Raw genomic sequence first — 12,337 nt, 5'->3', positions numbered from 1 at the left:
GGAAGCGGATGTGGCGAATGAAGATTTCCAAGGCGCTGCAAATCAACAGTGGGAGCTGGCTTGCCTGCGATGGCGATGGATCAGTCACAGATATGTTGGCTGGCCTACCGCTATCGCAGGCAAGCCAGCTCCCACATTTTTTAACCGTGTTCGACCGAGGCTATTGCTGGGTCAGCTGCGACCACAACGCCGGCGCGCCCGCCGACTTGGCAATCGCTTCCAGCCGCGCCGCGTGCTCGGCCAGATCCTGCTCACTGGCACGGATGATGGTGGTCGGCTTGCGATCAGCCGGCAGGCGGCGGATTTCCGAAGGGCGATTACCTGAGCCCTCTGCCGAGCCGGTGCCGTCGGAGGCGTTACCGGCCAGGGACAGGCTGGTTTGCCCGCCGGTCATGGTCAGGTAAACGTCGGCCAGAATCTCGGAGTCGAGCAAGGCGCCGTGGAGTTCACGGCCGGAGTTGTCGACGCCGTAGCGTTTGCACAAGGCATCCAGGCTGTTGCGCTGGCCCGGGTGACGCTCGCGCGCCATCATCAAGGTGTCGAGGATCGAGCAATGCCGGGAAATATCCGCACGGTCGGTCTGCCCCATCAGGGCAAATTCGTTATTGATGAAGCCGACGTCGAACGCCGCGTTGTGGATGATCAGCTGGGCGCCGTTGATGAATTCGAAAAATTCGTCGGCCACTTCGGCGAAGCGCGGCTTGCCCTTGAGGAACTCGTCGGTGATGCCGTGGACGCCGATCGCGCCCTCGTCACTGTCACGGTCCGGTTGCAGGTAGACGTGGAAGTGACGCCCGGTAAGACGGCGACCCATCAATTCGACACAGCCGATTTCGATGATCCGGTGACCATCGGTCACCGGCATGCCGGTGGTTTCGGTATCGAGTACAACAGATCGGATGGCCATCAGGGTTCAGCTCTCAACGGTGGTATGCAGTGTGGTGTGCGTCAAAGGGCGCGATGTTAACACGTCAGTCGGCTCAGCTCTGTTTGTAGCCGCGCACTTCATCCACACCCCGGTTGGCCAACTGGTCGGCGCGCTCATTGCCGGGGTGACCGATGTGCCCACGCACCCATTTCCAGGTGATGTTATGGCGATTGCATTGCTCATCGAGCAACTGCCAGAGGTCGGCGTTCTTCACCGGTTCCTTGGCCGCGGTTTTCCAGCCGCGCTTTTTCCAGTTGACCATCCACTCGTTGATGCCCTTCATCACGTACTGCGAGTCGGTCACCAACAGCACGTCACAACGGCGCTTGAGCTCTTCCAGGCCACGAATGGCCCCCATCAGCTCCATGCGGTTGTTGGTGGTATTGGCTTCGCCGCCCCACAATTCCTTCTCCACGCCCTTGCACACCAGCAAGGCGCCCCAGCCGCCGGGGCCGGGGTTGCCTTTGCAGGCGCCATCGGTGAAGAGTTCTACGCTATCGGTCATCGGTTGCATCCATCAAAACGGGCTGGCGATCATCGACCGACAGTATCCCGAGGCCGAAAAATTCGGCGGTCATCAAAAAAGAGGTTACGGTTCGCTTTGCTTGCGATTGACCTTGGCCATCGGCATCGGCACCAGCTTGCCCATGGGCTGGCGCTGCACCTGACGCACCGGCCGCAGCCCGACCACGATCTTGCGCGCGACCAATAAATAGAAGCCGCCGCCCGACAATTGCCAGGCGCCCGCCCGGCGCTCCCAGCCCGCCAGACGGCCTTGCCACTTGGCCGACGCAAGCGGCGGACGATAGCACCCGAAGCGGCGTTTCTCCAGCGCAAAGCCCAGCAGGTTCAGCCAGTCGCCCACCCGCGACGGCGAGATGCAGCGTGCCTGGCGCAGGCCATCATGGGCGAACACATGGCGAAGGCCCCAGCTGCTCCAGGGGTTGATGCCGACAATCAGCAAATGGCCCCCCGGGCGCACACTGCTCGCGGCTTCGCGCAACAAACCATGGGGCGACAGGCAAAAATCCAGGCCATGCTGCAACACCACCACGTCGGCGGCGTGCTCGCTCAAAGGCCAGGCCTGCTCCTCGCAGACGATTTCCACACCCGGCAACGGCGCACCGAGGCGCACATTGCGCTGCACCTGCGGCGCACAAGGCGGCGTCTGCGCAGACGGACCGTAATGCACCAGATAGCCACCAAAGAACCGGCCCAGCTCGTCTTCGAGCATGCGCCGTTCTTCATCCAGCAAAAATTGCCCGATCGGCCCGGACAGCCATTCACGGGCTGCGCCGATCAGGGCCAGCCACTCAGGATCGGCCTGGGCGAACGCTTTATCAGTCATTGCATTCTCCAACTCGCCTAGACGTTCTAAGATGCACCAATGTGTTCAGCTTGGCGAATCGAAGAATGATACAGATCAGTGCCCTACCCGCCTTCACCGACAACTACATCTGGTTGTTACAAGACCCGCAAACCCTGCGCTGCGCCGTGGTCGACCCCGGCGATGCCGCGCCGGTGCTGGCCTGGCTCGAACAAAATCCGCAGTGGGCCCTCAGCGACATCCTGATCACCCACCATCACCATGATCATGTCGGCGGCGTCGAGCAACTCAAACGTGTGACAAACGCCAAGGTCTACGGGCCGGCAAACGAGAACATCCCGGCGCGGGACGTCGCGTTGCAGGACAACGACCGTGTCAGCGTACTGGGCCTGGACTTCGACATTTATAGCGTGCCGGGCCATACGCTCGGCCATATCGCCTTTTACCATCAAGGCTTGCTGTTCTGTGGCGACACGCTGTTTGCCGCCGGCTGCGGCCGCCTGTTCGAAGGCACGCCGCAACAGATGTACACCTCGCTGGAACGCCTTGCCGCCCTGCCAGCCGAGACCCTGGTGTACTGCACCCACGAATACACACAAAGTAACCTCAAATTTGCCCAGGCGGTGGAGCCTGACAACGCCGATATTGCCGAACGGGTTGAGCAGGTCAAGCAATTGCGGGCCCACGGCGAGATGACGTTGCCGTCCAACCTCGCCCTGGAAAAACGTACTAACCCTTTTTTGCGTACCGCCGAAACATCCGTTAAACAAAAAGCGGACGAACGGAATGGGCGCGATAACCGCTCTGGGGCCGAGGTGTTTGCTAGCTTGAGGGCGTGGAAAGATAAGTTCTAAGCGGATGCAATCTGATACGGATTTTCTGAATGGTTGACCGGAACCAAAGCGCTTTCTAGAATCGCCCGACATTTTTGCCCGGAACTTACTTCCAGCCAATGTCGTCATCTATTCGTAAATCCATTTCTTCAGACGCATTGACCCGCCTGGCTCAAGCCGTGGCGGTGGCTGTGTCCGCTACTCTGGCGGGCTGCCAATCGACTCATTTCGCTGCACAATCCACCGTGCAACCCAAACCCAATCTTGCCGCCAAGATCAAGCAAAAACCTATTTGGCTCTCAGAGAAGCCCAGCCCCGAAGTGCCCCAGGATGTCTGGGAACGCATGCGACGGGGCTTTCAATTGCAGGACGGCTTGGGCGTCAACCCGCGCATCGAGCAACAGCGTTTGTGGTTCGCCAGCAACCCGTCCTTTTTGGAGAACGCCGGAGAACGCGGCAGCCTCTACATTCATTACATCGTCGAACGCCTTGAAGAACGCAACATGCCCCTGGAGCTGGCGCTGCTGCCAGTGATTGAAAGTGCCTACAACCCAATGGCCTACTCGCGCAGCGATGCAGTCGGCTTGTGGCAGTTCATTCCCTCCACCGGGCGCTACTTCAACCTGCGCCAGACCCGCGCCTACGACGGGCGCCGCGACATCACCGCCTCCACCACCGCCGCCCTGGACTACCTGACACGTCTGCATGACATGTTCAACGGCGACTGGCTGCTGGCCCTGGCGGCGTACAACGCCGGGGAAGGCACGGTCAGCCGGGCCATCGAGCGTAACGAAAAGCTCGGCCTGCCGACCGACTACTGGAACCTGCCCCTGCCCCAGGAAACCAAGGACTACGTGCCCAAGTTCCTGGCATTGTCCCAAGTGGTGCTGGCCCCCGAGGCCTATGGCGTCAACCTGAGCCCGATCGCCAACACCCCGTACTTCGAAGTGGTTGAAGTCAAGCAAAGCATGGACCTGTCACGGGTTGCCGCGCTGGCTGAAATCGACGAAGACGAACTGTTCCAGCTCAACCCGGCCCTGAAACAACGCACCACCCTCGACGGCCCCCAGCACCTGCTGGTGCCGAGCTCCAAGGCGCATCTGCTCACCAGCACGCTTTCGATGATGAAGCCCGAAGAACTGCTGGCCATGCGCCCGAAAAAGCAGGTGTTCGACGAAGTTGAGACCGCGCGCGTGGCCGGGCGCAGCCGCAGCTACAAAGTGCGCAGTGGCGACAACCTCACGCTGATCGCCAAGGCGAACAGGGTCGATGTGCATGACCTGCAGCGCTGGAACAAGCTCAACGGCCAGGCCCTCAAGGTCGGCCAGACCCTGGTGATGCAGGACACGCGCAAGCTGGTGGCCAAGGCTGACAGCAAGAAGCCGGTGCAATACAAGGTCAAAAAAGGCGACTCGCTGTACATCGTCGCCAAGCGCTTCAACGTTGAGATGCAACACCTCAAGCGTTGGAACCCGCGCACCGGCCAGGCACTCAAGCCAGGCCAGATGCTGGTGGTTTCCGGGCCAAGGTAAACCTGCGTAAACGCTGGCCCGTGTGGGAGCTGGCTTGCCTGCGATGCAAACACCTCGGTGCATCAGTTGCACCGAGTTGATGCTATCGCGGGCAAGCCCGCTCCCACATTTGTTCTGCACACTGTTCAATACCTTATCAGCCCCTGACCAGGAGCTTTCCAACAGCCTTTTTCCAGCCGGAACAAGCTGTTACTGTACCGATCATAAAGCCCAAGCCGCCTGGATCGGATCTCTGACTTGAAGCGTCCCCTCCTTCTACTAATAAGTCTGGCCTTGAGCTTTGCGGCGAACGCGACGATTACCGAGAGCCACGGTTATACGCAGTTCGGCACACTCAAGTACCCGGCCAAATTCACCCACTTCGATTGGGTAAACCCTGCAGCGCCAAAAGGCGGGACACTGCGGGTCATGGCATTTGGCACCTTCGATACGCTCAACCCCTACACCTTCAAGGGCTCAAGCCCGGTTTCCACGCCCAATTTCCTGCAATACGGCGTCAATGAGCTGAACGAACCGTTGATGGTCGGCACCGGCCAGTACGCGCCGTCCGGCGACGAACCCACCTCCAGCTACGGGCTGATCGCCCAGTCGGTGGAATACAGCGAAGACCGCAGTTGGGTGGTGTTCAACCTGCGCCCCGAAGCACGTTTCCACGATGGCAAGCCGATCACCGCCTATGACGTGGCGTTTTCCTATCGCACGCTGCTGACCGAAGGCCACCCGCAATACCGCACCAACCTGCAGGAAGTGGCGCGGGTCGATATCCTCAACCGCCATCGCATTCGCTTTGTGTTCAAGCGCGCCGGCAACCCGCTGCTGATCCTGCGCCTGGGCGAGCTGCCGGTATTGCCCCAGCACTACTGGAAAAACCGCGACTTCAAGGCCACGACCTTTGAGCCGCCGTTGGGCAGCGGGCCCTATCGCATCACCAAGGTCACGCCTGGCCGGCAGTTGGTGTTCGAGCGGGTCAAGGATTACTGGGGCAAAGACCTGCCTGTGAACCAGGGTTTCTACAACTACGACAACGTCGAAGTGGAGTTCTACCGCGACAGCGACGTGGCGTTCGAAGCCTTCAAGGCCGGCGAATTCGATATCTATATCGAGCACCAGGCCAAGAACTGGGCCACCGGCTATAACTTCCCGGCGGTCAACCGCGGCGACGTGATCAAGGCGCAGATCGCCCATCAGATCCCGACCCAGAGCCAGGGCCTGTTCATGAACACGCGGCGGCCGACCTTCGCCCAGACCAAGGTGCGCGAGGCCCTGGGGTTGATGTTCGACTTTGAATGGACCAACCGCACCCTGTTCAGCAGCGCCTACAAACGCACCCTGAGTTACTACCCCAACAGCGAGTTTTCCGCGACTGGCGTGCCGGTGGGCCATGAGTGGCTGATGCTCTCGCCGTACCGCGACCAGCTGCCGCCCAACCTGTTTACGCAAGCCTTCAGCCTGCCGCAGACCGACGGTCGCGGCATTCCGCGCGACACCCTGCGCCGCGCCCTGGCGTTGCTGGGCGAAGCCGGCTGGAAGCTGTCGGGACAGCGCCTGCTCAACAGTGACGGGCAACCGCTGCGCTTCGAGATCCTGCTGGTCAACCCGAACCTGGAGCGCATCCTGCAGCCGTATGTCGAGAACCTTATCAGCATCGGCATCGACGCGCGCCTGCGTACCGTTGACCGCGCGCAATACAAACAGCGCCTGGATCAGTTCGACTTCGACATGATCCTGATCACCCTCAACCAGACCTTGAGCCCGGGCCTTGAGCAGTGGCAGTACTTCCACTCCAGCCAGGCCGGTATCAAGGGCAGCAAGAACTACGCCGGCATCGCCAACCCGGTGGTCGACCGCCTGCTGGAACAACTGCTGGCGGCGCAGACCCGCGAAGAACAACTGGCCGCCGGCCGCGCGCTGGACCGGGTGCTGCTGTGGCAGCACTACAGTATTCCCAACTGGTACCTCAACTATCATCGCTTGGCGTACCGCAACCGGTTCGCCTTTGTCACCACGCCGCCTTACAGCCTGGGCCTGAGCGCGTGGTGGCTGAAAGCTTCGGAGAAAGCCCAATGATGAATTTGCGCAACGCATTCCTGAGCGGCCTGTTGCTGTGCAGCGCGGCCAACGCCGCGCCGCAACACGCGTTGACCCTCTACAACGAGCCTCCCAAGTACCCCGCCGACTTCAAGCACTTCGACTACGTAAACCCCGACGCGCCCAAGGGCGGCACCTTTCGCGAATCGAGCATGGGCGGCTTCGACAGCCTCAACCCCTACATCAGCAAGGGCGTTCCCGCAGACAACCTGCCGTTGATCTACGACACCCTGGCCATGCAAAGCCTGGACGAGCCTGTTACTGAATACGGGCTGGTGGCCGGCAAGATCGAAAAGGCCCCCGACAACAGCTGGGTGCGATTCTACCTGCGCCCCGAAGCGCGCTTTCACGATGGGCACCCGATCCGCGCCGAAGACGTCGTCTTCACCTTCCAGACCTTGCTCAAGGACGGCTCGCCGCTCTACCGCACCTACTACGCCGACGTCGATGAAGTGGTGGCCGAAGACCCGCTGCGCGTGCTGTTCAAGTTCAAGCGCACCAACAACCGTGAGTTGCCACTGATCCTCGGCCAGTTGCCGGTATTGCCCAAGCATTTTTGGGCCACCCGTGACTTTGCCAAGGGCAACCTGGAAATACCGCTGGGCAGCGGGCCGTACAAGGTGGCGCAGGTCAAGGCCGGGCGCATGGTTCGCTATGAGCGCGTGAAGGATTACTGGGCCAAGGACCTGCCGGTCACCCAGGGCTTCTACAATTTCGATAACCGCATCACTGACTATTACCGCGACAGCACCGTGGCGCTCGAAGCCTTGAAAGCCGGGCAATTCGACTACTGGCTGGAATTCAGCGCGAAGAACTGGGCCAACGCCTACAACATCCCGGCCGTCACCCAGGGAAGGCTGATCAAGGAAGAAATCCCCAACGGCAACCCCACCGGCATGCAGGGCTTTGTGTTCAACACCCGCAAGCCGATGTTTCAGGATGTGCGGGTGCGCAAGGCGATCAGCCTGCTGCTCGATTTCGAGTGGAGCAACAAACAGCTGTTCAACGGCGCCTACACGCGCACCCGCAGTTACTTTGAAAACTCGGAAATGGCCGCCACCGGCCTGCCGGGCCCGGATGAAACGGCAATCCTGGAGCCGTTTCGCGACAAGCTTCCCGCCGAAGTCTTCACCCAGGCGTTCGAGCCTGCCAAGACCGACGGCAGCGGCATGATCCGCACCCAGCAGCGCGAGGCCTACCAGCTGCTGCAAGAAGCCGGCTGGAAGATCGTCGACGACAAAATGGTCGACACCAACGGCACACCGGTGACCATCGAGTTTCTGCTGACCCAGACCGACTTCGAACGCGTATTGCTGCCGTTCAAACGCAACCTGGCGGACCTGGGCATCAATCTGGTGATCCGCCGCGTTGACGTCTCGCAGTACATCAACCGCCTGCGCTCTCGCGACTTCGACATGCTGGTGGGCAGTTTCCCGCAGTCGACCTCACCGGGTAACGAACAACGCGAATTCTGGGCCTCTTCCAGTGCCGACAAACCCGGCAGCCGCAACTACATGGGCCTCAAGGACCCGGTCATCGACCAACTGGTCGAACAGCTGATCGATGCAGACTCGCGCAAAAGCCTGGTGGCCCACGCCAAAGCCCTCGACCGGGTATTGCAGTTCGGCTACTACGTGATCCCCAACTGGCACATCAAAACCTTCCGCGTGGCCTATTGGGATCACCTGGGCCACCCCAAAGTCCCGCCACGCTACGACGTCGGCATCGCCACCTGGTGGGCCAAACCTGACGTAAAACCAGCCGTTACCCTGGACACAAGCGCCGATCCGGCGAGCGGAGGCGATTAAATGCTGGCTTATATTGTTCGCCGTCTGTTGCTGATCATCCCCACGCTGTTCGGGATTTTGCTGATCAACTTCATCATCATCCAGGCCGCTCCCGGTGGCCCGGTGGAACAGATGATCGCCAAGCTCGAAGGGTTTGAAGGCGCCACCAGCCGTATCGCCGGCGGTGGCGCCGAAGTGTCGGTGGCCGGTTCCAGCTACCGCGGCGCCCAGGGCCTGGACCCGGCGCTGATCAAGGAAATCGAGAAGATGTACGGCTTCGACAAATCGGCGCCGGAACGTTTGTGGATTATGGTCAAGAACTACGCCCGGCTGGATTTCGGCGACAGCTTCTTCCGTGACGCCAAAGTCATCGACCTGATCAAGGAAAAGATGCCGGTGTCCATTTCCCTCGGGTTATGGAGCACGCTGATCATGTACCTGGTGTCGATTCCGCTGGGGATCGCCAAGGCCACGCGCCACGGCAGCCACTTCGACGTGTGGACCAGTTCGGCAATCATCGTCGGTTATGCGATCCCGGCGTTCCTGTTTGCGATCCTGCTGATCGTGGTATTTGCCGGCGGCAGTTACCTGGACTGGTTCCCCTTGCGCGGGCTCACCTCGAACAATTTCGACGAACTGAGCTGGAGCGGCAAGATCCTCGATTACTTCTGGCATTTGGCCCTGCCCGTCACGGCGCTGGTGATCGGCAACTTTGCGACCATGACGCTGCTGACCAAAAACAGCTTCCTCGACGAGATCAACAAACAGTACGTGGTCACCGCCAAGGCCAAGGGCCTGACCCACCACCGCGTGCTCTACGGCCATGTGTTTCGCAACGCGATGCTGTTGGTGATTGCCGGCTTCCCGTCCGCCTTTATCGGCATCTTCTTCACCGGCTCGTTGCTGGTGGAAGTGATCTTCTCCCTCGACGGCCTGGGCCTGATGAGCTTTGAAGCGGCGATCAACCGCGATTACCCGGTGGTGTTCGGCACGCTGTTTATTTTCACCTTGCTGGGGCTGGTGGTGAAACTCATCGGCGACCTCACTTACACCCTGGTCGATCCGCGTATCGACTTTGCCAGCCGGGAGCATTGAGATGAACCTGTCCCCCCTCAATCGCCGTCGGTTCGAGCGTTTCAAGGCCAACAAGCGTGGCTGGTGGTCGCTGTGGCTGTTCCTGATCCTCTTTGTACTGAGCCTGGGCGCAGAGTTGATCGCCAACGACAAGCCCTTGGCCGTGCACTTTGACGGTGACTGGTACTTCCCGGCGCTCAAGCGCTACCCGGAAACCGCCTTTGGCGGCGAATTCCCGCTGGAGGCCAACTACAAGAGCCCGTACATCCAGGAACTGCTCAAGGCCAAGGACGCCTGGACGCTGTGGGCGCCGATCCCGTTCAGCTACCAGAGCATCAACTACGACCTGAAAGTGCCGGCGCCCGCCCCGCCCTCCTCGGTCAACCTGCTGGGCACCGACGACCAGGGCCGCGATGTACTGGCGCGAGTGATCTACGGGTTCCGCGTGTCGGTGCTGTTCGCCCTGACCCTCACCGTGCTCAGCTCGATCATCGGCGTGATCGCCGGCGCCTTGCAGGGGTTCTACGGTGGCTGGGTCGACCTCGCCGGGCAGCGTTTTCTGGAGATCTGGTCCGGCCTGCCGGTGCTGTACCTGTTGATCATCCTCGCCAGTTTTGTGCAGCCCAACTTCTGGTGGCTGCTGGGGATCATGCTGCTGTTTTCGTGGATGAGCCTGGTCGATGTGGTGCGCGCCGAATTCCTGCGCGGGCGCAACCTCGAATACGTGCGCGCAGCCCGCGCGCTGGGCATGCAGAACGGCGCGATCATGTTCCGGCACATCCTGCCCAATGCCATGGTCTCGACCATGACCTTCATGCCGTTCATCCTCACCGGCGCCATCGGCACCCTCACCGCGCTGGATTTTCTCGGCTTCGGCCTGCCAGCCGGCTCGCCGTCGCTGGGCGAACTGGTGGCCCAGGGCAAATCCAACCTGCAAGCGCCGTGGCTGGGCATCAGTGCCTTTGCCGTGCTGGCGATCATGTTGAGTTTGCTGGTGTTTATCGGCGAGTCCGCTCGCGATGCCTTCGACCCGAGGAAATGAGATGAATCAGGACAATCTGATCGAAGTCCGCGACCTCTGTGTCGAGTTCGTCACCGGCGACCATCACCACCGGGTGGTCAATAACGTCAATTTCGATATCAAACGCGGCGAAACCCTTGCCCTGGTCGGCGAAAGCGGCTCGGGCAAATCGGTCACCGCCCACTCGATCCTGCGCCTGCTGCCCTACCCGCTGGCCCGCCACCCGGCCGGCACCATCACCTATTCCGGGCAAGACCTGCTGACGCTCAAAGAAAAAACCATCCGGCATATTCGCGGCAACCGTATTGCGATGATCTTCCAGGAGCCGATGACCTCGTTGAACCCGCTGCATTCGATTGAAAAGCAGATCAACGAAGTGCTCGGCCTGCACAAGGGGCTCACTGGCAAGGTCGCCACCCGGCGCACCCTGGAACTGCTTGAGCTGGTGGGCATTCCCGAGCCGCACAAGCGCCTCAAGGCCTTGCCTCACGAGCTGTCCGGCGGCCAGCGGCAGCGGGTGATGATCGCGATGGCCCTGGCCAACGAGCCGGAGTTGTTGATCGCGGATGAACCGACCACGGCCCTCGACGTGACGGTGCAGTTGAAGATTCTTGAGTTGCTCAAGGAGTTGCAGGCGCGCCTTGGCATGGCGTTGTTGCTGATCAGCCATGACTTGAACCTGGTGCGGCGCATCGCCCACCGCGTGTGCGTGATGCAGAAGGGTTGCATCGTCGAGCAGGCTGACTGCGAGACGCTGTTCCAGTCGCCCCAGCATCCTTACACCCAGGAGTTGCTGGCGGCGGAACCCAGTGGCGGGCCTGCGGCCAACGAAGTCGGGCCGCCCTTGCTGGAAGTTGATGACCTGAAGGTGTGGTTTCCGATCAAAAAAGGTTTTTTGCGTAACACCGTGGATTACGTCAAGGCGGTGGACGGTATCAATTTCAGCCTGCCTCAGGGTCAGACCCTGGGCATCGTCGGTGAGAGCGGCTCGGGCAAATCCACCTTGGGCCTGGCGATCCTGCGTTTGATCGCCAGCAAAGGCGGAATTCGTTTTGAGGGCCAGCAGCTGGACCGGCTGACTCAGCAGCAGGTGCGCCCGTTGCGGCGGGAAATGCAGGTGGTGTTTCAGGACCCGTTTGGCAGCTTGAGCCCGAGGATGAGCGTCAGCGAGATTGTTGGCGAGGGGTTGCGGATTCACAAGATGGGCACAGCTGTTGAGCAGGAAGCCGCGATTATTGCGGCGCTGCGTGAGGTTGGGCTGGATCCGGAGTCGCGGCACCGTTATCCGCATGAGTTTTCCGGGGGGCAGCGGCAGCGGATTGCCATTGCCCGTGCGCTGGTGCTCAAGCCGCGCCTGATTTTGCTGGATGAGCCGACGTCGGCGCTGGACCGTACGGTGCAGCGGCAGGTGGTGGAGTTGTTGCGCAGTTTGCAGGCCAAGTACAACCTCACCTATCTGTTTATCAGCCATGACTTGGCGGTGGTGAAGGCCTTGAGTCACCAGTTGATGGTGGTCAAGCATGGGCAGGTGGTGGAACAGGGGGAGGCTTCGGCGATTTTTGCTGAGCCGCAGCATGTTTATACGCGGCAGTTGTTGGAGGCGGCGTTTTTGGTGCCTGCTGGGATCTCGGGGTGACGGGGTGTATATCCGTTACGGGGTGATGGCTGAGGTTGGTTTCGCCCTTACGGCGAGTCACTTTTGAAAAGAGCCCAAAAGTAACCAAAAGGCTCTTGCCCCACCACTCGG

Annotated in this window: 10 protein-coding genes; 7 read left to right on the top strand and 3 right to left on the bottom strand. The window is 60.7% G+C overall.

Annotated elements, in window-relative coordinates; translation table 11 throughout:
• Positions 1-160: 160 nt before the first annotated feature.
• The 3 genes from dnaQ to FPT15_RS27730 form a co-directional block, all read right to left on the bottom strand.
• Positions 161-901 carry a DNA polymerase III subunit epsilon gene (dnaQ, locus tag FPT15_RS27740; RefSeq protein ID WP_178119760.1) on the bottom strand — a complete coding sequence of 247 codons (741 nt, stop codon included), beginning with the start codon at positions 899-901 and terminating at the stop codon, positions 161-163.
• A 79-nt stretch (positions 902-980) separates the two neighbouring features.
• Positions 981-1,433, bottom strand: coding sequence for a ribonuclease HI (gene rnhA, locus FPT15_RS27735; protein WP_029291380.1), 453 nt, complete (start codon positions 1,431-1,433; stop codon positions 981-983).
• 84 nt (positions 1,434-1,517) lie between these two features.
• Complete coding sequence (locus FPT15_RS27730; protein WP_145165968.1) at positions 1,518-2,276, bottom strand: class I SAM-dependent methyltransferase; 759 nt, start codon at positions 2,274-2,276, stop codon at positions 1,518-1,520.
• Between the two features lie 65 nt (positions 2,277-2,341).
• Here FPT15_RS27730 and gloB point away from each other — a divergent pair, with 65 nt between their 5' ends.
• The 7 genes from gloB to FPT15_RS27695 all read left to right on the top strand — a co-directional run bounded on the left by gloB (position 2,342) and on the right by FPT15_RS27695 (position 12,226).
• Positions 2,342-3,109 carry a hydroxyacylglutathione hydrolase gene (gene gloB / locus FPT15_RS27725; protein ID WP_145165967.1) on the top strand — a complete coding sequence of 256 codons (768 nt, stop codon included), beginning with the start codon at positions 2,342-2,344 and terminating at the stop codon, positions 3,107-3,109.
• A 98-nt stretch (positions 3,110-3,207) separates the two neighbouring features.
• Positions 3,208-4,620, top strand: a complete 1,413-nt coding sequence (locus FPT15_RS27720; RefSeq protein WP_145165966.1) for a transglycosylase SLT domain-containing protein — start codon at positions 3,208-3,210, stop codon at positions 4,618-4,620.
• 237 nt (positions 4,621-4,857) lie between these two features.
• A complete protein-coding gene (locus tag FPT15_RS27715; RefSeq protein ID WP_145165965.1) occupies positions 4,858-6,687 on the top strand; it encodes an extracellular solute-binding protein in 1,830 nt (609 codons plus the stop codon).
• Positions 6,684-8,516, top strand: coding sequence for an extracellular solute-binding protein (locus tag FPT15_RS27710; RefSeq protein WP_145165964.1), 1,833 nt, complete (start codon positions 6,684-6,686; stop codon positions 8,514-8,516). The genes FPT15_RS27715 and FPT15_RS27710 overlap by 4 nt, the downstream gene beginning before the upstream one ends.
• A complete protein-coding gene (locus tag FPT15_RS27705) occupies positions 8,517-9,590 on the top strand; it encodes a microcin C ABC transporter permease YejB (RefSeq protein WP_119741592.1) in 1,074 nt (357 codons plus the stop codon). It abuts the gene before it with no gap.
• Between the two features lies 1 nt (position 9,591).
• Entirely contained in the window at positions 9,592-10,611 is a 1,020-nt protein-coding gene (locus tag FPT15_RS27700) for an ABC transporter permease (protein WP_106578708.1), read from the top strand.
• A gap of 1 nt (position 10,612) precedes the next feature.
• On the top strand, positions 10,613-12,226 hold the full coding sequence (locus FPT15_RS27695) for an ABC transporter ATP-binding protein (RefSeq protein WP_145165963.1): 1,614 nt from the start codon (positions 10,613-10,615) through the stop codon (positions 12,224-12,226).
• Positions 12,227-12,337 lie beyond the last annotated feature (111 nt).

This window comes from Pseudomonas sp. RGB, assembly GCF_007713445.1.
In the GTDB taxonomy this organism is placed as follows: domain Bacteria; phylum Pseudomonadota; class Gammaproteobacteria; order Pseudomonadales; family Pseudomonadaceae; genus Aquipseudomonas.
This window is presented reverse-complemented; position numbering and strand designations above follow the sequence as displayed.